This window comes from Faecalicatena faecalis, assembly GCF_012524165.2.
Classification (GTDB): domain Bacteria; phylum Bacillota; class Clostridia; order Lachnospirales; family Lachnospiraceae; genus Faecalicatena_A; species Faecalicatena_A faecalis.
Window position 1 is genome coordinate 52,417 of sequence record NZ_JABACJ020000002.1, and the last position, 21,556, is coordinate 73,972.

Here is a 21,556-nt window from a genome sequence, read left to right on the forward strand (position 1 = left end):
ATTCGCTACCTCTATCTTTCTGTAAACAGATCATCGTTAAATTTGTAATTTTCCAGAAATCTGTTCAATATATTTTTGAAAATTTCCTTATTATCCTCAACCATTTCGAGAGGGTTAAATATTGAGTGATTGCCATGACTTAAAAGATTCGTCATTCTTGCAAAAATCACATCATCTAAATCATCATCTTCCCGTCTTATACAGGCTGAAAAATCGTCAAACCCGTGAAATGCTGCCGTTTTCTCAAGGATATTTCTTAAAATATTAAAATGGTAAGTATATATTTTTCCGCTATCTGCCACTTTTTTTAATTCCTTTAACAATGCAACATGATGAAAGAACGGGGTATCTCCAGTGTTTTTTACTATGTATTTGTTTGTTTCTTTGTCAAAGCTCAAGAAACGACTCGCTGTGCTTTCTTTTCTTAACTCATTATACATCACATTAAAAAACAGTGTGTGATGAGTAGAAATAACAGTTTTAATTTTACAATCTTTAAGTAATTCTGAAAGCTGACATGCTAACGCTACAACATTATTGTCATCAAGGGACGAAATTGGATCGTCAATATAGATATATTTCACCCAATCATAAGATAAAGCCTCGTCTTTTACCAGTTGAACAATAGCAAGAAAGAAACACCAAACAAATAGATTCTCCTCTCCACGGGAAATTTTTATTCCGGTAACAGTTTCCTCTCCGGTTCTGGTTTGCACTTTTCGTGAAAAACTGACATATCCCTCATCATAACGAATTGTAAAGTCAAAATCTGCATGAATCTGCAAAAATCCCCTTATTCTTGTGTCCATTTCGAGATCTCTCAAACCGTCAAAAAAGCGAGAGTTTGTATTAAAAAACAAGCGCCTATCTGTATCTCCTTCTAAATCATTGTCCCAGTAGAAAAGATCCTCGGTAAAGGCATTATAATACAGTGTATCTCTTGTCTTTTCTTCACTGCCACGAATTTCTTTCTTTCCTAAATTTTTGAATTCAACCGAAAGCCTTGTTTTTCCAGTTCCATTATAGGCAAATAAAAGATAATAATTTTTTGTATCTGTTGTATCCCCAGTACCCAGCGTATCGCGAATATTGCGTGCTAATCTTTTTAAATTTGTAAATCGTTTTGTACCACTCATACATCTGCCTCCTCAATAGAAGGAAACAATCCCTGCATTAATCCCTTTTTATGTGTTTTTAACTGTTCCACTTTATTTGACTGTTCTGTAATTAGGATATCGATTTCTGACAAGCAATCTGTAATTTTTTTTTGTTCTTCTGGTTTTGGAAAATATAACTTCACAGATTTGATGATTTGCCCCGAAAGATTACCTTGACCCCCTTGAATATATTTTGAAATAATCCAGTTTTTCATATGGGTAAAATAGTGGTATACAAACGCATTGTTTGTTTCATGTCTTAAACACAAAATTGCTTGGTTTATCGCACCATCAATTTTAGACAAAGCAACCTCTCCACTATTTGCTCCATATAAGGCTATTAATATATCTCCCTTTTTTACCATTTTTGCAGAAGAATTTTTGAAACCGTCTTCCGTGATAAAAAGTTCTGTAAAAGATTTATTTATTTCCGCTGATCTAATAAAAGGAATTGTACCTCCATAGAACTCCTTTTTTGAGGTATCTGGCGTTCCTCCACTAAACATTTTGCAAACCTTTCCTATAAATTTAGCTTTCCACTCTCCACATCCTTGAAACTCAGGAAATCGCCATTCAGGAAGAGTTTTCCCTTCAGCAGGGAACAGCCTTTGCATCAAGCCTTTTTTGTATTTTTCTAATGCTTTCAGTTTTCTGCTTTCTGCGTCGATCAGCTCATCAATAGAGGATAAACAATCAACAATCTTTTGTTGTTCTTTGAAATCAGGTAACGCAAGTGGCATACTCCATAAATGTTTTATATCAACACTTAAAGCTCCGTGCGCTCTTGCACCCACCTCGATATATTTTCTCAGCCAATGTCCGTGATAGTTATTGTGCCAGAGATAATTAAAAAACGGGGGAAATGATTCATTACCAGTAATTCTAAAACAAGTAAAAATACTATTGGGAACAGCGGCTATATCGTATTCTTCCAACATAGAAATATAGCCTTCTGGAAATTGTTTTGTTGCGCTTTTATTATAGGCAAAATCATATTTTTTTATAACAATATAATTCTTATAGGAATCCCCAGCTATTTCTCTCCCAAACTTTTCTGCTTGTGATACTAAACCAACTCCAGATGTCACACTCATAAGAATGTATTTATTTTCTCCAGCTTTTTCTTTTACGATAGATGATATTTTTCCCAACTTCGTAATTTTCAATTTATTCCCGATATATTCTGGAAACCTTAGTTTCGGTACCATTTCTTTCTTATTATTCATACGCATTCAACCCCATAATTTCACGACCATCTGCCAGTTTTTTTAATAACGGAATCAGGTCAGCCATTAAATCCAACTCTTTTTGCGTTCTTTCTCTCCAGCTTAAGTCAAGCGGTGCCAAAAGATCACTAAGTTTTTCTCCGTCAAAAATCATTCGGTCGATAATTTCCTGAATAAATGCCTGCAAACTTTGGTTTTCAATACCGTGTTTTTCTGCAATGACATTGATTTCCTGACTATTTTTCTGTTCTCTGAATTTCTGATACCCTGCTTTGATTTCCTTCTCATCCAAAGCCACACCAACTTGAAGCGAGTCGATATATTCGATAATATCCTCTCTTTCATCAAGCAAATTGGAGGTAGCAGAAAGCATGCCGATTAGCTGTTCTTTGCTAACTTTTTCTTTTTTATCTTTAGACTGAGACTGCGTATATTTAGCAATCAACGCCATTATATAGTCATAGTCAATAATGGCAGACGAAAACAGAACAAACTCGAAATCGAGCTGCTCAACCTCAGAATCTTTATTCTCGGTCATTTTCCCTTGTTCGGCTTTCAGCCTTTGTGCCACATCAATATAGGCACCACGGAACGCACGCAAGGTGTCCTCCGGCAACAGTTCCTCGATTTTTTCTGCGTCTTTTTCTTCAATTTCCGTATACTGATCCAACTGTGTTTTTAAACGCTGCACTTCCTTGAATTTATTAATAAATTCACATCTTGCGGCATCGCCTTTCAGATTATTTACTTCTTCCGGCTTACACTCCAAGCCCTGAGATTCCATAATCTTTTCCAATTCACTTACTGCCTTATCCAATTTCTCAACAACCTTTGGAGCAGGATCAACAAGCCAGATTTCTTTTGCTCGTTCGCTGTTATTTTCACCGGAAAACAGAGCAATTGCTTTGTCCACTTCATCTGACTGGTTTCTGAAATCAAGAATATTACCGTAAGGTTTTGTATCGTTTAAAACTCGATTTGTTCTGGAAAATGCCTGAATCAACACATGATATTTCAAGTTCTTATCTACATACAAAGTGTTCAGATACTTGGAGTCGAAACCGGTCAGGAGCATATCCACAACAATAGTAATGTCAATCTTGTTTTTATGGTCATAGTCCCCATTGGTATACTTCTGGTCTTTAATTCTTTGCTGTACATCCTGATAATACACATCAAAATTGTTAATGTCATGACTAGTTCCATACTGTTCGTTATAGTCTTTGATAATACCCGTCAATGCTTTTTTCTTTTTATCAGGTTCTTTTTTGTTATCTTCTTTTTCCTGCGGAAGATCCTCTTGAATTTGCTGAACATCCTTATTATCTTCCGCCGGCGGCGAAAATACACAAGCTATATTTAATGGTGTAAACTCACTGCCAGCAGCATTAATACAACTTTGTTGCGCTTCTTTGAACAGGTTGTAATATTCAACAGCGTCATTGATAGATGCTGTGGCCAAGATAGCGTTATATCTTCTGTTGTTCGTCACAGCATCATGTTTTGACAAAATGGTTTGTACCACAGCCCTTTTTTGTTCTTCCTCATTGATTCTTGAAGCATCTCTGTCATTTTCTGGTTTGAAGTAGTCAATATGAAATCGCAATACATTTCTGTCATCAATAGCATGAGTAATCGTATATGCATGCAGTTCTTTTTCAAAAATATCTTTCGTGGTTGTATAAAAGCCGATAGTTCCATCAATTTGCTTGTAAGTTGCATTCTCTCCAAAAATAGGTGTACCGGTAAACCCAAACAGCTGAGCCTTTGGGAAGAAGTTTTTGATTGCTTTGTGGTTTTCTCCAAACTGCGAACGATGACATTCATCAAAGATAATTGCAATTCTTCTATCTCTCAAAGGTGCCAATCTCTCTTTGTATGTGAGTTCACCTTTTTTCTTTTTCTCTTTACTTCGCTTATTATCATCATCAAGCGCCAAACCCAATTTTTGAATGGTTGTAACAATGACTTTATCCCGATAGTCCTCCGAAACAAGTCTTTTTACCAAATTTTCAGTATTAGTGTTTTCTTCTACACACCCCTCTTGGAATTTATTGAATTCCTCTCTGGTTTGCCGGTCAAGATCCTTTCTGTCCACAACAAAAAGGCATTTTGCTATGTTGCGATTATCCTTTAACAAAGTGGACGCCTTAAAAGATGTGAGAGTTTTACCGCTTCCCGTAGTATGCCAAATATAGCCATTTCCTCTGTTTTGTTCAATGCAATCCATAATGGCTTTAACCGCATAAATTTGATACGGTCTCATAATCATCATTTTTTGTTCGCTTGCCACTAAGACCATATATTTGCTAATAAGTTCCCCCAAAGCACATTTACGCAGTACTGCCTCAGAAAAATCATGCAGATGTATGATCTTTTTATTATCCTTATCGGCGAATTGATATACCGGCAAAAATCGTTCATCAGCATCAAAAGCAAAATGCTCTTTGTTATTATTGGCAAAATAATAGGTATTGCTCTCGTTGCTAACGATAAAAAGCTGCATGAAGCAAAGTAGGGAATTGGTAAATCCATTTCCCGGATCATTTTTATAATTAACAATTTGCTCCATTGCTCTCTTGGGTGTAATTTGCAGCGACTTCAACTCAATTTGCACAACGGGAATACCATTGATAAGAATAATAACATCATACCTATGGTGACTATTTTCTGTGTTAATACGGAGCTGATTGATCACCTCATACTCGTTTTTGCACCAGTCATTCGTATTTACAAGAGTGTACTGTAAAGGTGTATCATCATCTCTTTTGAATGTATTTGTTTCTCTCAGAATTTTTGCTGCTGAAAACACATCCGGTGTAACGATACTTTCTTTTAATCTTGCAAATTCAGAATCACTCAATCTAACTCTATTGAGTTCTTGAAAATGCTTTCTGAAATTTTCCTCCAAAGAGACTTTGTCTTTAATATCTTCTCGATATATATATTTTAGCTCTTTGAGTTTTTCGATAAAATTCAGCTCAATTTGCTTCTCATTCTTCATATTGCAACACCTTTCACTTAGTTATTTACTTCTAATGAATCTATCAATTCTTGATCTAAATTATTTTTCCTGCAAAGTTCTGCCAAAGCGTGTCTTGCAATCTGATTTGGTTTCGATTTATTGTTCTCCCTATCCGTTTAAGCTTCTATATAATATAGCATAAGCTATAGCGAATTGTAAACACCTCATAATTGTTTGAAAATTCATTTGATTTATTACATTATTTAGGAACAAAATAGAACTTTTATGACGAAATTGCGAAATTACAGTATTTCGCAATTCTTCCGACAGCAAAGGAACGGTTAAAGAACGAAGGTGTAGATGAAAACTTCTGTTATGTGTCGGAAGAAGAAATTTCCGACTTGTTCGCTTGGCTTGTCTCGCAGGCGATGGTGCAGCACAATATGAACGCTGTCATAGATACTGCAATATTGATTATAAATCATTTTTCATCTATACTTTGGGGTAAAGATGATGTGATATTTACACATCCACTTTGTATTTGCAAGTGAATTCGTTTGCTTTGCCATAAAATCACCTTTCCCTTCTCTAATAATGACCTGAACACTTCTATTATAACGGAAAGGTGGTAGCTTATATTTCGCACGTTTCGTTTCTCTGATGAGAAACTCCAACGTACTCAGCAGAGTCTATCCGCCCCATAATAAAAGGAGATACAGAAAATCTCATTTGATTTCCCATATCTCCTACTCACTGCAAAATCGAATCTTCTCTGCAATCGTATATACGATCTATTCCTTATTTAATTGCACAAACGTCTCCAGCTTCCCAAAATAGTATTCTAATGCTTCATAAACTCCGATTTTCCGCAAATAATCCTCATCTGTTTCCTTGTACAAAGAAACCGCGATATAATCCTCTTTCTTGGTACAGATCCCCTGCCGTTCTATCAGGGATCTTCGGGAACTTTCTGCCAGATATTCCTCTGCATCTGTCAGATAGGCAATTCCTAGGTTATCAGCCAATATCATCGCATCCTTCTCAAAATATGAGCCTCCGCAGATTTCACCATCCAAATCAATATCCAGCTCCCATCGGATATCCTCCAGAAAAGCTGCTGCTCTTTCTGCTTTCGAAGGATACTGATTCAAAAATTCTTCCAGCTTTGGTACCACATACTTCTGACGGAATCCGGTTCTATCTATCTCATCCATGATACACTGTATCCTTTGAATCCAATCCATATTGGAAGGATTCACAAAATCAGGAAAATAAAATGCCTTATTCCCTTTCTGAGTCTTCAAAAGGCACTTCCCACAGCCTTTCTCAAAAACAATATCCCAATCGATGCCCTCATCCTCTTTCATCTCATGGCATAACAAATAAAGTAGGAACAGCTCCTGTTTTATCACGATCCATTTTCCCTGACGTTCTAACAGATACGTAAACAATAGTGTCTCTAATTCCGGGTGATGTTCCACATTCTCCTTATAGCAGGACAATTTTCTGAACTTTGTTTCTGAGAGGATTGGGCGCTCTTTATACAGTAACTCTATAGTATAGTCGATACAAAAATGAATCAAATTGGCATAGAGTCCTGTTCGTCTATCTGTCATTACATCGAAAATCCCCATGGCGAATAGGTCCAAATTCCTTCCAACAGTTTTTAACACCACTTTATCTTCCAATCGTTTCAAGAGTTCAATACTGCTTTCGTCAACCATAAACTCATACAGATACCAGGGTTCTCTTGTTTCCATTGTCTGGAGCAAAAAATCCTCATTTTCCTTCGTAAATCCGTTCCTCTTAATCATCTCTATGAGATCTTCGTTACTATATGGTTCCGGGAGTTCTATTAACTTTTCATACCATTCCTCTTTTGTCTGCTCATAATCCATTTCTTCTCTGGAAAGATGGCTTTCGTGCTGTGGTATTTGTATTCTGGTATGCTTGGGTTCCTCAAAGTATCGTCCGGTAATATCCTCAATTTCGTTCTTGAACTTTTTCGTGTAGTAAAGACCGAACGTTTTTAGAATCGAAGGGACTTCTTCCACCAGCATATCTTCTTCAAAGTCAAATCCGTAATCATCCGCATATGATTAACAGGCTCTCGCCCTATCTCTCCATAACTCTCCATAAGTGTTACCCGTATTACCTTTTTGGGATTTCTGCTTTCCCTAACTCGGCCTATCACTCCACAGCACGCCGTAAGTTTAGTATTACGATAGTATAAAGAAAAGCCTTAACCATTCATTCGTGGTCAAGGCTTTCGTTTTTACTGTATTTCTTCTATTTCGCCAGTATCTTTGTTTACATGGTATTCTTTAAGGAGCATACCGCTGAAAAGCAATTTTGCATCATGTTCTTCTTTGTCAACATATTCATACACAGACACATCGAGCAGATTTCCCATGACAGAGATTTTAGTTGTTGTCTTGTAATTGAAGTTGACTATTGCATGGATTTCATCATCGCTCTTGAAATACTCTTTGTAGTAGTCCAAAGCATAGTCCTGCATTTCAATGTTTTCTGCGATTGAAGCAATTCTCCAATTACCTGTCACATCATTAGGAACATTGGTAACCACAAAGGAAATATCATCTTTTGCTGTGCTTTCGTTTTGCTTTTCCTCTGTCTGCTGTTCTGCTGAACTGATAGTGTCCTTTGCTCCGTCCTCAACGCTGTCTTTTGTTCCAGTATTTCCGAAGATAGCGGCCAGAATAACGACAACGATTACCCAAAACCACCACTTCTTGAAAATCGGCTTTTTGACTCCGTTTTTGGTTGCTTTATCTTTCATAATGCCATACCTCCAAGTTTTGGTTGATATTAGCATTATAGCAGAGCGTAACACAAAAGTACAGTATAATTTTAACTCATTATTGTGTCATAGTTTTATGTGCCTTGTCAATACTATAATGTAATTAAAATCAATGGAGGAATTGCATTATGGAGAAATTTATCGTAACACCCAAAGAAGATAAATCTGTCACCATGACGATACGCATAGATAGAGCTTTGCAAGAGGAATATAACGATTTAGCAGCTAAAACGAATCGTTCTCGTAATGAACTAATCAGCATGGCTTTACAATATGCCCTTGACCACATGGAATTGAAAGATGAATGATGACTAAATGAGAGCCTTTGGATTTTTTCCTCTGGCTCTCAATTATTTATGCGTTCAATCGTAAGAACTCATTTACCTTTGTTGCTACTTCCTCTTGCTGTTCCTCAAAGCTATGAGCATAGATGTTCATTGTAGTGGAACAGGTTGAATGTCCTAATGTCTTTGATATTTCAATGATATTGACTTCCAGATAATTGAGCAGGGTAGCACATGAATGTCTCAACCCATGAAGCGGAATAATCGGTAATTCCTCTAATCCCTCAGCCTTTGCTTTTTCTGGATTATTCTGCACCCACTCATTATAGCGGTGTAAATGCTTTGTGAAATACTGATAAGGTGTTGTATGCCCCATAAGCTTTCCGTCTGCTTGAATGAACAGATTACCGCCATTGCTCAAATCGCCTTGCCATGCAGTACCATGACTAAATCGTGTCTGTATGTACTCAAAGTGATACTGCTTCAAAAGTGGGATTACATCATCTGGAATAGATACCTTTCTGACAGATTTCTTTGTCTTAGGCTCTTTATAATCAAATCCGTTTTCCGTCATACCCACAGACTTTGAAATAGAGATTTTCTTTTCCTTAAAGTCAATATCATTCCAGTGCAAAGCAAGTGTTTCGCCTTTTCTGAATCCGCAGAACAATGAGAGAGTAAAGAACACTTTGTATTGTGTAGGCACAGTATAGGATTCTGTGTACTCATTCACATAGTATGGTTTACCTGTATCATCAATACGCTGATGGCCTTTGTAGGTTACCTCGTATGACATATCCAGAGATTTCATAAACATCAATGCTTGCTTTGGAGTAAAGAACTTTAAGCCCTCGTCCTCGTCTTTTCTCTTTGGTTTTTGTGCGTCTTGGCAAGGATTGTTCTCAATCATGCTGTAACGCTTGGCTGTCTTAAAAATCAGATTCAACACATTAGCAAATCTCTTTATTGTACCTGCGGAATAATCGTCAACCAGAGTTCTATAAAAGGCTTCAATGTGTGGTGTTTTGATATGAGCAATCTTGTCTCCCTTAAAGTAGGGAATGATTCTACTTTCCAAAACCTGTTTATATCCTGCATAGGTACCATAAGCAATGTTATCTTTAACACTCTCAAGCCATTTGTATGCAAAATCTTCAAATGACATTTTTTCTGCGTTGTAGTCGTAGCCATATTTCAGTTTATCTTCCATATCCATGGCATACTTCTTCGCTTCTCGTTCTTGTTGTTTGGGTGTTGCTGACTGATTGACTGAATATGTAAGATTCTTAACCAGTTTGTTTCCCTTTTTATCGTATCCTTGACAGATAACTATGCGATAAACAACTCTACCGCTTTTGTACTCAACTCTTTTAACAGATGCCATTCTTAACACCCTTTCTCAATTTGATTTTTGTAACGATAGAAGGTCGGCTTCGTCATACCTAATTCTTTCATCAGTTCAAATGGTTTCTTTTCCCCTTGCTGTACTAAGCGATAGTGGGTAGCAAATTCTTCAAGGTCCATAACTCTTGGTCTGCCATAATCGTCCCATTCTCCACGAGCCTTTTTCTGTTCAATGCCTTCTCGCTGTCTTTTCTCTTTTTTCTCAATTTCAGCCTGTGCCATGCTTGCATACAACTCAATCATCATATTATTGATAGTCTCTAACATCATACGAGCCATTGAGTTTTCCATAGCTGACAGGTCAATCAATGTTGTGGGTAATTCTAACACCATAACACGAATACCGTTGTCTTTAAAGAATCGTAATTCCTTTAGTGTGGCTTCTTTGTTTCGTCCTAATCGGTCAAGCTCTGTGACGATCAGCACATCACCACTTTCAAGAATTTCATCTTTCAGCATTGTGTAGCGTGGTCGGTTGAAGTTCTTTCCTGTCTGTTGGTCTGTGTAGACCTTGCCCTTATACAGAGAAATTGCATTATCAGCACAATACTTGGTGAGTTCTGCAATTCCTCTGTCTAAGTGCTGGTCCTTTGTGCTTGTCCTGTGATAAGCTACATATTTCATTCAGACACCCCCTTATCGTATAAATCACAGTTTCCACCATCAATAACGGTAGAGGGCTTTTCTTCGTACATCTCACATTTAGAAACATTGCATGGCATATTCGTATCGTCATATTTGTATAGGCAATCCGTACACACCAAATCAGCGTTTCTGATAAGCTCAAACTTTAGCTTGTCATTCTTAAACTTATCGTTCATCTGAACACCTCATTTCTTTATCGAACACCTGTTCGTTTCTGATTTAATCATATCAGGCAAGTCTCAAAAAGTACACACTTTTTATGAGAATAATCAAAAGTTTTTACGCATACTTTCTGATACTTATTTGAGGTTTCATTTGCATGGTTTCAAAAAGTATAAATTCTGATACCACATCAACAAGCGGCCATTGCTCGCTGTTTTGCTCTGTATCTTTTCATGGATTTACTGATTCGCTGATTATGCGTTCCATAGTTATTGTTTTCTGCACGAGTAACTAATTCCAGATTATCAATGCAATTATTCGTTTTACATTCATCTTTATGATTGATTTCCAGACCTTTAGGGATTTCGCCTTTATGTGCCATATAAACTAATCTATGAACTCGCATACTCTTTGCTTCGCCATTATCGTTTCTAATCACGACTTGCAAATATCCACAACCATTATCATACTGTGATATAATCTTGTCGCGTTCTATACTGTAAACCTGTCCGTCAGTAGAAATAAGATACCTTGAAAATCCCTCTGCCTGTTCCCATTCAACAGGGGTATTGCTTTTATGCTGTGTTGCTCTCTTTGTCATTGCTCTCAACCTCCGTTTCGCCGGTATTGAGAAACTCAATGAATTTATCCACATTCACAAGAAACTTATTACCGGACTTAATATGCACGATTTTGTTCTGTTTGCACATCTGCCAAAGTGCTTTATATGAAATACCAGATTCATCTGCAAGAGTCTGTAAAGGCACCATACGAGGAATGCGTACATCTGATACAATAAAGTTAAACTCCTGCTCTGGTAAAGTGTTCGTATTGTTTGCATTATTCTTCTTTGCCATTTTGTATTCTCCCTTTCGATTAGGGACACGAATACAAATTCATCTGAACTATTGTATTGTTGTCCATGTTTTTGTGTTTACTCCGTCTGGACAACTGGACTATTCTTTAGTGACCGATTTATTTTATTCTCAATTTTATGTTTATCCCCAGAGGTTCTCTGTTGACTTCTGGTGAACTTTTATCCTATACCATAGGAATACATTACCTTATGACTTCTGATTCAATCTGGATTATCCTGTGTTATTCTGGGATTATCCTTTATGCTGTCTGTTCGTCTGGATTCCATGCGGAAGGCTTCTTAAACGCATTGACCTGTTTTTCAATGTTTCTAAGGTGGAATCCCTGCATATACACAGAAGCAAGCCCCTGTTCAGCTTCTTTCAGTTCAGATTCTTTCAATCTGTCAAAAGCCTGTTCAGCAGAAGATTTACTACCCTCAAAAGCACGCTCCCTAATCTTTGCAGATACCATATCAGCATAAGCAGGATATTTAAGCAGTTCCAGAACAGCCTTGCTACCGATAACACCAGAATTGATAGAATCTGTCAAAACCTTAGTAATACGGTTTGCATGATTGCTGTTCATCACTTTAGGCATCTGAGACATAAGCTGAAGTGCTTTGCTCTGTACTGCCTGTGTATCGTCCTTTTCATTTGCATAGTCATAACCACGATTGCGGATTTCCTCAACTCTGTTATTCATACGGTCATACACAAAAGCATTTTCAGCAACCATATCCTGCAATTTGCCCTGGAGTTTTTCATAGATTTCATTTACCATGTTCTTATCTACACGCTTATACACAGAAATAAAATCTCTGACGCTTGCAACCAGAATACGCACATCATCAATGGTCTTTGTTTTTCTGAACTGTTCAAGCAGTTTATTGTAGTTCTCAACGATAGTCAGCCCGTTGTTTGCAATAGTATTGACTTTAGCCATTTTCTTCTTCCTCCCATTTGATATTTTCGTTTTTGTCTGACACAATCACAAAGCCTTGTTCCTTGTAGAATGTATCATACGCACCTTGCGTTACCTCTGTTGTAACTGTTCCGTTTGTAATCTTTACCATAATTATTCGTCCTCATTTTCATCTGGGGCATTGTTCCATTCTTCTTCCCAGTCATCTTCGTTCCAGTCCTCGTTTTCTTTACCGTATGGAACAATCCTAATCACAGTAGGAGCAGTATCTTCTGTACCGTCTAAAAGAAAAGCAGTATTTGCACCATAAGCCTTGTCAATGATGTACTTACAAGCATTGAATCGGTCCTTGTTATATCTGTCATTGGCAATCTGGATTATGCTTTGCAGAGCTTCAACGGTAGAAGATTTAAGCAACCTCTGAAATTGCTCCTTTTGTGATTTCTGCTCTGCGGTTTGCTTAGGTCTGCCTTTTGGATTACCACTTTGTCCTTTAGCATAAGGCATAGAAAATCACTCCTTCCTACATATCATAGATGTTCACGCTCCTTGTTGTAGGATTCCAGTTCTCTATGAATTTCTGTTTTACTTTGTCTTGTGAGAGATGAGATAAAATCTCTTGCTTTTCCTGTATCTCTGCTTTGAGAGATTCAATCAGCATATTGTAAGCCTGTGTTCCCGTTCTGGGTTTGTGCTTCAATGTAATGTCTGCTGATATGCGTTCTACCTGCATTAGTGAACACCCCCTTACTGTTAATGTACTGTTATCTGTTTGTGTATCTGTCTCATATAATTATGGACAAGATTTGATTTTTGCAATTTGCTCAAATGCCTTGTGAAACACCTTTTACACCCCAATGAATGGTGGTTTATGCTCAATTTATGAGATTTTCAGTTTTTCAAGTTTGGGGTCGCAGGGTAACATCGAATGTAACTTTTCAGACCTGTTTTATCCTAAAGAGTTGTGCATGAGTTTGAGCGTTCTAAGCACATCCTCTGGAAAACCCATATTTTTCTCTCGATAAAATGAAACAATGCGTTTTGAGCTATCAGGCTGTTTCTTGAATACATACCACTTCTTTAATGCCTTGCGTAACACCTCAGTATCTACAATGAGTTCCTTACACTTAATCAAAGTTTCGCTTACTTCCTTTCGTGGAGTAGAGCAAGTTAAACATTCAAATATCTCTTGCACACAAGCATTCAGCATAGGCGTAATATTCTTTTTGCATATCTCGTCAAAGGTTTCTTGGTACTGGTCAATCAGCGCTTTGATTGCTTTCCTTGTGAGAATGTCCTCTAATGATTTCTTGCTCGAATACATACGGTCAAGCATTCTGTCTAAGAACACCAATTCCACACGAATCAGATTTGACTCAACTTTAAGATTGCCTGCTTGCCTTTGCTGAAAGGTTTTGTCATACACCTTTAACACCCATTCATGGGGCTTGGTTGTTGTGATTCCTCGTTCTGGTTTCCTGTGTGTTTTTCCGTTTGGGTCGGTTTCCTTATAAACAGTAACCTTTGCAAATGACCTTTCAAACAATCTAATCACATCCTTTGGCTTACAATTCCCAACGCATTTTATCGTTAGATTGCACTCCATTTTTGTGACACTCATCATTGAGAGAAATTCATCAGAATACTTATCCTTTAAGTGCTTTTGCAAATATGACCTCATGTGCTCAATGACTTGGTTTCTTACCAATTCGATTTTGATACAATCAGATAGTTGAAATGGCTGCACATTATTTGGCCTGATTGCGTTAGGCAAATTCACATAAGCAGACAGTTTGCCACCCCAACAAGATATTTTCATAATGTCATTTCCAGATTCATTCGTGAGATTTTCCTCTGGAAGATTTATGCTCTCTAAGCCTTTTATTGTAAGTTGCAGTTGAAAATTCATTCCGTCTGCACCTTGTAGTTTTTTCTTTCCCATTTTCACACCTCGCCCATTGCTTTCTTTATGTCTTTGATTATTGAAGCTGTTTCCTTGATAATTGCTTCGATTAAAGCAATGTAGCTTTCAGCATAATAATTTCTTTCGTCAGTCTTTGCTCCGTTCATATTCAATACCTCACATTCTTTGCTCACATATATTCATCAATGCAATTCACATCAATGCTGTTCAAGATTTCCCTTAACTTGATAAATTCTTCCTTAGAGAAAGTGATACCACGCAAAGGATATTGCAATCCGTCTCTGTCAGATACTCGCCATGCTCTAATATCAAACACAGGCTTCTTGTCGTTCCACTTTACAATCGACACTTCCTTTGAGAATCCACGAAAGCCCACCATGATAGTGTCAATATGTTCCTTAACTTCGTACTCGGTAACCTTACCAGCATTACACGCAAATTCATGCTTATTTGTTTTGTTATCCATTTTCCTTGTTCCTTTCCTTTTGATTTTAGGCAACAAAAAAGAGAAGCCAGTTAAACCTCGTCTAAAGGTAACTTTGCTTCTCTAAGCATTCAAAATATTAAATTAACTGGTCTTTTCCGACCTGTATATATTATACCACATTATTTTCTGAAAGTACATAGGCAAAATAAACTTTTTTCCTTATTTTTCCGACTATTTTCTTGAGGCCCTTTTTATATATAATCCTCAGATTAACCAGATTGACCCCAGATTGATTTTAATGGATTAACCTATATTTTATATATCCTATTCCTAAAAGTCAATTCTGGATTATCTGGGAACTTCTGATGATACCCCTTAAATAAACAGTAATACAATAGTATAAAGTTGTTATGCCTATCCACAAAATACAAAGAAAATTAAGGGGCAAATAAACCGAAACTCATTTGTTCAGTTTTGTATTGTGCAGTATGAGAGATAATTGTCATAAAAGCCTTTAACCGCAATACTTTGTTGACCTTTTCTGCCTTGTCAAAAGTGAAACTCAATGCTATGCTTTTTCTATATTGCTTGTGATGTCAGTATTACGCTTGCTGAACAAACAAGCACAATCATAATATAATAAAGTTTTCAGGATCAGTCCTTTCACATGGTTTTTCATAAAAGTCGTATACTTCTCTCGCCATTCTACCGAGCATTTCGGATATACTTTTATCAGGCTGTCAACACTTTCATAATCATAATATAAAAAACAGTGATTCCAATATTGTTCTATCACTTTTCTTCCATCAAAATGCATTCCGCTCTCTTCGCATACCCTGATCAGACCAACAAAATTTGACATCTCATGAATCCCATCGAACAGTGTATTTTTCTCGATCTGCCTCCAAAATTCATTTACAAATTCCCGGATAAAATCCCACACCACGCCTTCTGGGCCTCCCTGTGACAATCGCATCAAATGAAATGCCCGTCCTGCCCAGTCACTTCCAAAGTAATAAATACTTTCCCCTAAATCGCTATCCCCATAATCCTCCAACTTCATAGGCAGTTTATAGAACTCCTCCACACAGCACTTTTCAATCATCTGGTTGATATTCTCATCATGGCAATGAAAATGTTCCAATAACATCAGCAGTTGATTATAAAAAGTACTGCACTTTGCCAGATGTGGAATATAATACTCCTGGTTTTCCAAGAGATATCCCTGTAGGAAATCTACGATAGACGGATTCTCAAATTCCACTATAATTTCCTCTTCCTCTACGTCATAGCTGGTAAGAAGAACGGTTTCTTCCAATTCAGAAATACAACTGTCAAAAGATTTTGGTGCAGAAGTTCCTTTATAAAGCTGGACATATCTGCTGTATGTATTGCGGATATCCTCAATATTGATGGGGGTATAGGAAATTGCAACGATAGCCGAAAGCATTTTTGCCTCTTCTGATAATTCTGCAAATACCCCCTTCCACATCAACTCCGGGTATTTGATCCATTCTAATAATTCCTGTGCATATTCCCACGGGGAATAGGCTTCGTATCCCGGCTGCTTTAGGAATTTATCTATGACTCTTGGACTATATCCGCGGCTATATACAAGATGATCACAGTTATAATAAATACTCCTGACATATTCGATATCCAAATCTGACGCCTTAAGATGGGCAAACAGAATCTCTGCCTTTTCTGCATCTGTATATTCTTTCAGGACACACTCCATTTTTAAGTTCTTGATGATATCCTCTAATTCAGGATTCAAAAAGAGTTCCTGCTGGACAATATATTCACGTGCAGTGATAATCAACCATTTATTATCCGATGCTCTAAATTTACCAATTAGTTCCTCTAATAGATAATTTTCTTTCCGGCCCCGTTCTCTATGAAATACAGCGCCCCAATAATCATCCAGAATAAATACCTGCTTCTGCCCAAAATCGTCCCACTCATTCTCGATTTCTTCCAGGCTGCTCACCCAATAAAATCCTTCCCAACAGTCTATGGACAGAAAGTCTAAAGCCAGCATACGGGCTATCGTTGTCTTGCCCATTCCAGGCTGCCCGGATATCACTACGACATGATTGTCTTCCAGCCTTTGTCTGGCTTCATTATATATCCCCGTCTGCACAAAGGTCCTGCACCCTTCGATCGCCTTCCTCTGTTCCCTGGAATTCCTGTTCCTGGCACCCTTGTTCATGATCTTTAGCAGGACTTCTTCCAAAATACTGGCATCTGGTATCCATAGCCCCGTAAAATTCTTTTCTATCCAATGATATGACGGATCTGACAGATAACGGTTCAAGGCATTTCTGTCTAACAGGTCATCGCTCCTTGTAATATATCCTGAAAACAGACCATAGATCTTTTCCGCCTCTTCTTCACTTAAGCTCAGAGAAACTACCAGGATATACCGTTTCGGTCTTAACTTCTGAACATGAGGAAGCTCCTCGTCTCGAAGGACCCGGTATAAATCTGTAAATTTTCTGTAGCGTTTTGCTTGGAGGATTATATTCTCCTCCTTTTGAAACCAAAGCCCATCAATTCCTTTATCCTTCCCATCCCGAAAAGTCTGAAAATGAATCTGTTCTCTGTACTGCACGATTTCACATGCCAAATTCTGGAACGGCTTCCAATCTAACCTCTCATTAAAATCATAGTTTCTCATCTGTAACACTCCGTCTGATTCTTATTCTCCATTTCATCCGCTGATGTCGCCTCTACATTATATTCCCCTCCTTCATTCCGCGTCAATCTATAACTCTCCTGCACATGGAAAAAGCGACAGTACAAATGTACTATCGCTGCAGTATTTGCTCTACTTCTTCCATTCCAGGCATTCCAGCCTGTGCCCCGCATTTCTGTACCGAAAGACCTGCTGCCACATTGGCAAAGCGTAAGGCCTCTGTCTCCTCCATATTTCGGGAAATTCCCACACAGAAAGCGCCATTCAGAGTATCCCCTGCGCCTGTCGTATCCACGACCTCAACCTTCATGGCTGGAATCGTAATCATTCCCTTTCCTTCTATATGAACGCTGACCCCCTTTTCGCCCTGTGTCACGATCAATTTTCTTGGATAACGTTCTAGAAGACTCTCTACACTTTCTCCATCTCCCCAGATTACGCGGGCTTCATGCTCGTTCGGTGTCATATACGTAATCATATCCAGAAGTTCCCCATCCAGCTCCCTGGCTGGTGCCGGGTTCCAGACGATCGTCTTTTGGTGCTCATGACATAACCTGATTGCATATTCCACTGTCTCCTCTGGAATTTCATTCTGTAGAACTATGATATCCGCCTCCAGAATTTTTTCCCGATTCTCTTCTACATACCCGACGCTGACGCAATTATTGGCTCCGGCAATGATAACAATCGTATTATCACCTTCCCCTACTGTAATGATGGCCTGTCCCGTCGGCACTCCTTCTAATCTTTTGATAGATGCAGTGTTGACTCCACATCTCTCCATATTTTCTATCAGTTCGTTTCCAACAGAATCCGCTCCCACACAGCCGAACATAGTAACCTGCGCTCCCAGCTTTGCCATGGCGGCAGCCTGGTTCGCCCCTTTTCCACCAGGCTGATATTCGATCTGGCTTCCCTTGATTGTTTCTCCCCTCAGAGGAATCCTATCCGCATGTACAATCATATCCATGTTCATGCTTCCTACAACAGCAATTTTCATTTTTTCACTTCTCCTATCTCAATGCATCTGTCAATTCTTCCCTAAACAGGATGTTTCCAGGCAGCTTTAACCGTTCGGCCACCTGAGCGATCTGCGGCTTTTTAATTCTGGACTCTTCTACGATCTGCGCATTCCAGAAGATTTCCTTGGCTGTCCCATCCGCTATGATATTTTTATGTGCCATTGCCACGATCCGAGGGAAATTCTTTGCAACAAAGTCCATATCATGAGTAATGGCGATCACGCTTGTCCCGTCCCTTTTCAGCTCCCGTATGATACTTTCCAACGTCTCATTTCCCCGTTTATCCTGCCCTGCTGTCGGTTCATCCAGGATCAGATACTTCGGTTCTGTTGCAATGATTGCTGCGATTGCTACAAATTTGCGGATCGCATAAGGAATGTCTAATGGATTCATCTTCAAATAGCTGCTGATTCCAGTCATTTCGATGGCCCGGCTGCTCCTCCTTTTTACCTCTTCCTCGGAAAGCTTCATATAACGCGGCATATACTCGATTTCTGCCAGTGCAGTACTGTTAAAGATCTGATCATCTGGATTTTGGAATACATATCCCACTGTTTTAGAAATATATGCACAGCTCTTTTCTCTCGTATTCACACCATCTACCAGAACATCCCCTTTGGTAGGTTTATTTAGACCATTCATCAGCTTCACAGCCGTTGTCTTGCCCGCACCGTTCTGTCCTACGATTGCAAGAAGTTCTCCATCCGGGATGGTAAGATTCAGGTTTTCATTTGCTACATATCCATTCGGATATGCAAAGGTAACATCTCTCAACTCAATCGCCATCTCTTATCCCTCCCTTTCCTGAACAAGCCTGACGGCCTGATCTACTGTAATCGGTATCTTAGAAAGTGGTTTCCCTGCTGCTGCCATCTCATGTCCCCAGATAGCCACCTGTGGAATCTGTGCATCATAATCCAACAGCTCCATCCTGGAGAGTATCTCCTTAGTCTCACCGGAACAAATGATATGTCCCTGTTCCATCACGATGATTTCATCGCAGTATTCCGCGATCAGGTCAATTTTATGCTCCACCAATACAATTGTTTTCCCTGCTTCCTTTAGTGTCCTGATGATTTCAAATACATTCTCCGTTCCCTGTGGATCGAGCTGACTTGTCGGCTCATCTATGACCAGCATGTCATTATCCATAACAATGATAGATGCAAATGCAACTCTCTGCCGCTGTCCACCGGATAGCTCATTTGGATTTTTTGTCATCAGATCTTCAATTCCAAGCAGCCTTAAGACGTCCTCTACCTTCTGAATAATCTCTGATTTCTCTACCCCTAAGTTCTCAAGTCCCATTGCCACTTCTTCAAAAACGGTGTTCTTGATTCCGCTCATCTGGTTGAACGGATTCTGGAATACATATCCGATCTTGACGGCCAGCTCTTCCACATTATGCTCCTTGATATCCGTTCCAAAAACCCGCACACTGCCTTCCAGCTCTCCGTTATAAAAGTGAGGAATCAAACCTCTGATCAGATTGCACAGAGTCGTCTTACCTCCTCCGTTCTCACCGATCAGACCATAAAATTTTCCTTCCTCGAATCGAAAACTGATATCATTGAGCGCATAGTTATCAGTTAACGGATATTTATAATTTACATTCTTTAATTCTGCCACTACCATCTTCGTCTCTCCTTATCCGAATACCTGATATATCTTATAGACCACCAGCAGTACAAAGCTGATATCTGTGATGATCACAATTGCCTTTTCATACACGGGTGCCGGCCTTAATTCCCTCAGGAAGGTATGTTTACATTTTACAGAGAAGGCCCTGGCATCCATTGCGATTGATTTTTCTTCGGTGCTCGAGATTGCTCCAAGGACAAGTGGTCCCAAAATCGGGAAAAAGGCTTTGATTCGATTGACAATATTTCCCTCTGTTTCGATTCCACGTGCTTTCTGCGATTCCATAATCAGGTTCGTGTTCTTTTTCAGATCAATAATTGTCTGAAAAGAAGCCAATACGATATAGGAAACCTCATGGGAAACACCCTTTTTCTCCAGAGAATACATTAGATCACGCATTTCCGTGGTCACAAAAAATAGTACGATGGCACCTGAAAATCCCAATAAGTAAGAGGCTGTATTCAATCCATTGATGAGTGCTTCCTTTGTAATCGGAAGCACCCCAAATAGATTGATCAAAACCGTCGTACCAGTCACAGAAAACTGCCGGATGACCAATGTGAAGAATCCAAAGATCAATACGATCACACTGAATGGCTTCATGAACTGTTTCCCACGGTTCACTGCAAATGCGAAAATGCAGTAGAGCACACATAAGCTAAAGCCATATTTCCAATTGTTCACAAGCATGCTTGAGAAACCAAGTGCAAATAAAATATTCAGTTTAGACAGCGGGTTGAAATCTATGAACCAGTTATCAAACTTCTGATAGTCTCGAAATGAGTCAATAAAACTTTTGTCCACGTTTTTCTCTCCTTATTTTTTAATATATACATTTCCTAAGTGCAGCTTCACTAAGAATCGGTTCGGCATGCTCTTTAAGATAAAGAAGGTAGCCAAAATCGACAGGAACTTGTCTGCAACATCCATACAGATTGCAGCGACCATTTCAGCCAGGAACTTCGGCAGTCCAATAACAGAGTGCAGCGGAATCGCAAACAATGCAGTCGTATCTGTTGCAAAATTGAAGCCGAACAGAATCCATGTGATACAGGAATTCAGAATACCGCCAATCAATGCAAACAAGAAGGAGGCCAGTATCGCTTTCCACAGTGAGCAGAATACCTTCCTCTTTGACAGATACGCTGCCAGGACACCATAGATTGCACTGATGACTCCATACCAGATATACGTCGGATATGTAATCGAGTTAATAGTATTCGATATCACACCTACGATCGCACCCGGAAATCCTCCACAGAGTGCACCCACTACGATTGTTCCGATTGCATCCAGATAGACCGGAAGCTTTAAAAGCATTGCGATCTGTGCTCCAATAAAGTTCAGCGCCACACCAATTGGAATCAAAAATACGGATAACTTGTCCATTTTCTTCATAAT

At 38.8% G+C, this 21,556-nt stretch carries 24 protein-coding genes and 1 pseudogene; 1 reads left to right on the forward strand and 24 read right to left on the reverse strand.

Features of this window, described 5'->3' with window-relative positions:
- Nucleotides 1-11: 11 nt before the first annotated feature.
- The 6 genes and pseudogenes from HGO97_RS02895 to HGO97_RS02920 all read right to left on the reverse strand — a co-directional run bounded on the left by HGO97_RS02895 (nucleotide 12) and on the right by HGO97_RS02920 (nucleotide 8,148).
- The gene (locus HGO97_RS02895; protein ID WP_216239266.1) at nucleotides 12-1,136 is read right to left on the reverse strand and encodes an AAA family ATPase; all 1,125 of its coding nucleotides are present in this window, start codon (nucleotides 1,134-1,136) and stop codon (nucleotides 12-14) included.
- The gene (locus tag HGO97_RS02900; RefSeq protein WP_246597272.1) at nucleotides 1,133-2,383 is read right to left on the reverse strand and encodes a restriction endonuclease subunit S; all 1,251 of its coding nucleotides are present in this window, start codon (nucleotides 2,381-2,383) and stop codon (nucleotides 1,133-1,135) included. Before HGO97_RS02900 ends, HGO97_RS02895 begins: the two co-directional genes overlap by 4 nt.
- Nucleotides 2,376-5,387: a type I restriction endonuclease subunit R gene (locus tag HGO97_RS02905; RefSeq protein ID WP_216239273.1), complete on the reverse strand. Its 3,012-nt coding sequence runs from the start codon at nucleotides 5,385-5,387 to the stop codon at nucleotides 2,376-2,378. The genes HGO97_RS02900 and HGO97_RS02905 overlap by 8 nt, the downstream gene beginning before the upstream one ends.
- A gap of 452 nt (nucleotides 5,388-5,839) precedes the next feature.
- Nucleotides 5,840-5,917: pseudogene (locus HGO97_RS02910) on the reverse strand (IS200/IS605 family transposase); the annotation flags it as partial.
- 222 nt (nucleotides 5,918-6,139) lie between these two features.
- Nucleotides 6,140-7,408: a hypothetical protein gene (locus HGO97_RS02915; protein ID WP_216239275.1), complete on the reverse strand. Its 1,269-nt coding sequence runs from the start codon at nucleotides 7,406-7,408 to the stop codon at nucleotides 6,140-6,142.
- Between the two features lie 215 nt (nucleotides 7,409-7,623).
- Nucleotides 7,624-8,148: a hypothetical protein gene (locus tag HGO97_RS02920; RefSeq protein ID WP_216239277.1), complete on the reverse strand. Its 525-nt coding sequence runs from the start codon at nucleotides 8,146-8,148 to the stop codon at nucleotides 7,624-7,626.
- A gap of 149 nt (nucleotides 8,149-8,297) precedes the next feature.
- Between HGO97_RS02920 and HGO97_RS02925 the strand changes: the two genes are divergently transcribed.
- A complete protein-coding gene (locus tag HGO97_RS02925; protein ID WP_009532310.1) occupies nucleotides 8,298-8,477 on the forward strand; it encodes a hypothetical protein in 180 nt (59 codons plus the stop codon).
- 46 nt (nucleotides 8,478-8,523) lie between these two features.
- On the opposite strand, the gene HGO97_RS02930 is transcribed toward HGO97_RS02925, so the two are convergent.
- The 18 genes from HGO97_RS02930 to HGO97_RS03010 form a co-directional block, all read right to left on the reverse strand.
- On the reverse strand, nucleotides 8,524-9,837 hold the full coding sequence (locus HGO97_RS02930) for a tyrosine-type recombinase/integrase (RefSeq protein ID WP_216239278.1): 1,314 nt from the start codon (nucleotides 9,835-9,837) through the stop codon (nucleotides 8,524-8,526).
- A 2-nt stretch (nucleotides 9,838-9,839) separates the two neighbouring features.
- Complete coding sequence (locus HGO97_RS02935; RefSeq protein WP_154429969.1) at nucleotides 9,840-10,481, reverse strand: recombinase family protein; 642 nt, start codon at nucleotides 10,479-10,481, stop codon at nucleotides 9,840-9,842.
- On the reverse strand, nucleotides 10,478-10,678 hold the full coding sequence (locus tag HGO97_RS02940) for a hypothetical protein (RefSeq protein WP_066866675.1): 201 nt from the start codon (nucleotides 10,676-10,678) through the stop codon (nucleotides 10,478-10,480). Before HGO97_RS02940 ends, HGO97_RS02935 begins: the two co-directional genes overlap by 4 nt.
- A gap of 176 nt (nucleotides 10,679-10,854) precedes the next feature.
- Nucleotides 10,855-11,265, reverse strand: coding sequence for an HNH endonuclease signature motif containing protein (locus HGO97_RS02945; protein ID WP_216239280.1), 411 nt, complete (start codon nucleotides 11,263-11,265; stop codon nucleotides 10,855-10,857).
- Nucleotides 11,240-11,521, reverse strand: coding sequence for a hypothetical protein (locus HGO97_RS02950; RefSeq protein ID WP_154429971.1), 282 nt, complete (start codon nucleotides 11,519-11,521; stop codon nucleotides 11,240-11,242). The genes HGO97_RS02945 and HGO97_RS02950 overlap by 26 nt, the downstream gene beginning before the upstream one ends.
- Before the next feature lie 259 nt (nucleotides 11,522-11,780).
- Nucleotides 11,781-12,464, reverse strand: coding sequence for a hypothetical protein (locus tag HGO97_RS02955; protein ID WP_154429972.1), 684 nt, complete (start codon nucleotides 12,462-12,464; stop codon nucleotides 11,781-11,783).
- The gene (locus HGO97_RS02960) at nucleotides 12,457-12,594 is read right to left on the reverse strand and encodes a hypothetical protein (RefSeq protein ID WP_216239283.1); all 138 of its coding nucleotides are present in this window, start codon (nucleotides 12,592-12,594) and stop codon (nucleotides 12,457-12,459) included. The genes HGO97_RS02955 and HGO97_RS02960 overlap by 8 nt, the downstream gene beginning before the upstream one ends.
- Before the next feature lie 2 nt (nucleotides 12,595-12,596).
- Entirely contained in the window at nucleotides 12,597-12,950 is a 354-nt protein-coding gene (locus tag HGO97_RS02965) for a DUF5681 domain-containing protein (RefSeq protein WP_216239284.1), read from the reverse strand.
- A gap of 16 nt (nucleotides 12,951-12,966) precedes the next feature.
- A complete protein-coding gene (locus tag HGO97_RS02970; protein ID WP_066866683.1) occupies nucleotides 12,967-13,176 on the reverse strand; it encodes a hypothetical protein in 210 nt (69 codons plus the stop codon).
- Nucleotides 13,177-13,392: 216 nt separating this feature from the next.
- Entirely contained in the window at nucleotides 13,393-14,385 is a 993-nt protein-coding gene (locus HGO97_RS02975) for a hypothetical protein (protein ID WP_132083873.1), read from the reverse strand.
- 2 nt (nucleotides 14,386-14,387) lie between these two features.
- Nucleotides 14,388-14,513, reverse strand: coding sequence for a hypothetical protein (locus tag HGO97_RS23965; protein WP_256184603.1), 126 nt, complete (start codon nucleotides 14,511-14,513; stop codon nucleotides 14,388-14,390).
- 23 nt (nucleotides 14,514-14,536) lie between these two features.
- Entirely contained in the window at nucleotides 14,537-14,833 is a 297-nt protein-coding gene (locus HGO97_RS02980; RefSeq protein WP_066866686.1) for a PC4/YdbC family ssDNA-binding protein, read from the reverse strand.
- 529 nt (nucleotides 14,834-15,362) lie between these two features.
- Entirely contained in the window at nucleotides 15,363-17,474 is a 2,112-nt protein-coding gene (locus tag HGO97_RS02985) for an nSTAND3 domain-containing NTPase (RefSeq protein ID WP_216239286.1), read from the reverse strand.
- A gap of 130 nt (nucleotides 17,475-17,604) precedes the next feature.
- Nucleotides 17,605-18,492, reverse strand: a complete 888-nt coding sequence (rbsK, locus tag HGO97_RS02990; RefSeq protein ID WP_216239287.1) for a ribokinase — start codon at nucleotides 18,490-18,492, stop codon at nucleotides 17,605-17,607.
- 13 nt (nucleotides 18,493-18,505) lie between these two features.
- Entirely contained in the window at nucleotides 18,506-19,300 is a 795-nt protein-coding gene (locus HGO97_RS02995; RefSeq protein WP_216239288.1) for an energy-coupling factor ABC transporter ATP-binding protein, read from the reverse strand.
- A 3-nt stretch (nucleotides 19,301-19,303) separates the two neighbouring features.
- The gene (locus HGO97_RS03000; protein ID WP_216239289.1) at nucleotides 19,304-20,149 is read right to left on the reverse strand and encodes an energy-coupling factor ABC transporter ATP-binding protein; all 846 of its coding nucleotides are present in this window, start codon (nucleotides 20,147-20,149) and stop codon (nucleotides 19,304-19,306) included.
- Nucleotides 20,150-20,161: 12 nt separating this feature from the next.
- Nucleotides 20,162-20,959, reverse strand: coding sequence for an energy-coupling factor transporter transmembrane component T family protein (locus HGO97_RS03005; protein ID WP_216239290.1), 798 nt, complete (start codon nucleotides 20,957-20,959; stop codon nucleotides 20,162-20,164).
- Between the two features lie 12 nt (nucleotides 20,960-20,971).
- Nucleotides 20,972-21,553: a hypothetical protein gene (locus HGO97_RS03010; protein WP_216239291.1), complete on the reverse strand. Its 582-nt coding sequence runs from the start codon at nucleotides 21,551-21,553 to the stop codon at nucleotides 20,972-20,974.
- Nucleotides 21,554-21,556 lie beyond the last annotated feature (3 nt).

What these genes read in the sequence shown, in the direction of transcription:
- HGO97_RS02895 (WP_216239266.1), bottom strand. Translation starts at nt 1,136, where the DNA reads ATGAGTGGTACAAAACGATTTACAAATTTAAAAAGATTAGCACGCAAT.
- HGO97_RS02900 (WP_246597272.1), bottom strand. Translation starts at nt 2,383, where the DNA reads ATGAATAATAAGAAAGAAATGGTACCGAAACTAAGGTTTCCAGAATAT.
- HGO97_RS02905 (WP_216239273.1), bottom strand. Translation starts at nt 5,387, where the DNA reads ATGAAGAATGAGAAGCAAATTGAGCTGAATTTTATCGAAAAACTCAAA.
- HGO97_RS02915 (WP_216239275.1), bottom strand. Translation starts at nt 7,408, where the DNA reads ATGCTGGTGGAAGAAGTCCCTTCGATTCTAAAAACGTTCGGTCTTTAC.
- HGO97_RS02920 (WP_216239277.1), bottom strand. Translation starts at nt 8,148, where the DNA reads ATGAAAGATAAAGCAACCAAAAACGGAGTCAAAAAGCCGATTTTCAAG.
- HGO97_RS02925 (WP_009532310.1), top strand. Translation starts at nt 8,298, where the DNA reads ATGGAGAAATTTATCGTAACACCCAAAGAAGATAAATCTGTCACCATG.
- HGO97_RS02930 (WP_216239278.1), bottom strand. Translation starts at nt 9,837, where the DNA reads ATGGCATCTGTTAAAAGAGTTGAGTACAAAAGCGGTAGAGTTGTTTAT.
- HGO97_RS02935 (WP_154429969.1), bottom strand. Translation starts at nt 10,481, where the DNA reads ATGAAATATGTAGCTTATCACAGGACAAGCACAAAGGACCAGCACTTA.
- HGO97_RS02940 (WP_066866675.1), bottom strand. Translation starts at nt 10,678, where the DNA reads ATGAACGATAAGTTTAAGAATGACAAGCTAAAGTTTGAGCTTATCAGA.
- HGO97_RS02945 (WP_216239280.1), bottom strand. Translation starts at nt 11,265, where the DNA reads ATGACAAAGAGAGCAACACAGCATAAAAGCAATACCCCTGTTGAATGG.
- HGO97_RS02950 (WP_154429971.1), bottom strand. Translation starts at nt 11,521, where the DNA reads ATGGCAAAGAAGAATAATGCAAACAATACGAACACTTTACCAGAGCAG.
- HGO97_RS02955 (WP_154429972.1), bottom strand. Translation starts at nt 12,464, where the DNA reads ATGGCTAAAGTCAATACTATTGCAAACAACGGGCTGACTATCGTTGAG.
- HGO97_RS02960 (WP_216239283.1), bottom strand. Translation starts at nt 12,594, where the DNA reads ATGGTAAAGATTACAAACGGAACAGTTACAACAGAGGTAACGCAAGGT.
- HGO97_RS02965 (WP_216239284.1), bottom strand. Translation starts at nt 12,950, where the DNA reads ATGCCTTATGCTAAAGGACAAAGTGGTAATCCAAAAGGCAGACCTAAG.
- HGO97_RS02970 (WP_066866683.1), bottom strand. Translation starts at nt 13,176, where the DNA reads ATGCAGGTAGAACGCATATCAGCAGACATTACATTGAAGCACAAACCC.
- HGO97_RS02975 (WP_132083873.1), bottom strand. Translation starts at nt 14,385, where the DNA reads ATGGGAAAGAAAAAACTACAAGGTGCAGACGGAATGAATTTTCAACTG.
- HGO97_RS23965 (WP_256184603.1), bottom strand. Translation starts at nt 14,513, where the DNA reads ATGAACGGAGCAAAGACTGACGAAAGAAATTATTATGCTGAAAGCTAC.
- HGO97_RS02980 (WP_066866686.1), bottom strand. Translation starts at nt 14,833, where the DNA reads ATGGATAACAAAACAAATAAGCATGAATTTGCGTGTAATGCTGGTAAG.
- HGO97_RS02985 (WP_216239286.1), bottom strand. Translation starts at nt 17,474, where the DNA reads ATGAGAAACTATGATTTTAATGAGAGGTTAGATTGGAAGCCGTTCCAG.
- rbsK (WP_216239287.1), bottom strand. Translation starts at nt 18,492, where the DNA reads ATGAAAATTGCTGTTGTAGGAAGCATGAACATGGATATGATTGTACAT.
- HGO97_RS02995 (WP_216239288.1), bottom strand. Translation starts at nt 19,300, where the DNA reads ATGGCGATTGAGTTGAGAGATGTTACCTTTGCATATCCGAATGGATAT.
- HGO97_RS03000 (WP_216239289.1), bottom strand. Translation starts at nt 20,149, where the DNA reads ATGGTAGTGGCAGAATTAAAGAATGTAAATTATAAATATCCGTTAACT.
- HGO97_RS03010 (WP_216239291.1), bottom strand. Translation starts at nt 21,553, where the DNA reads ATGAAGAAAATGGACAAGTTATCCGTATTTTTGATTCCAATTGGTGTG.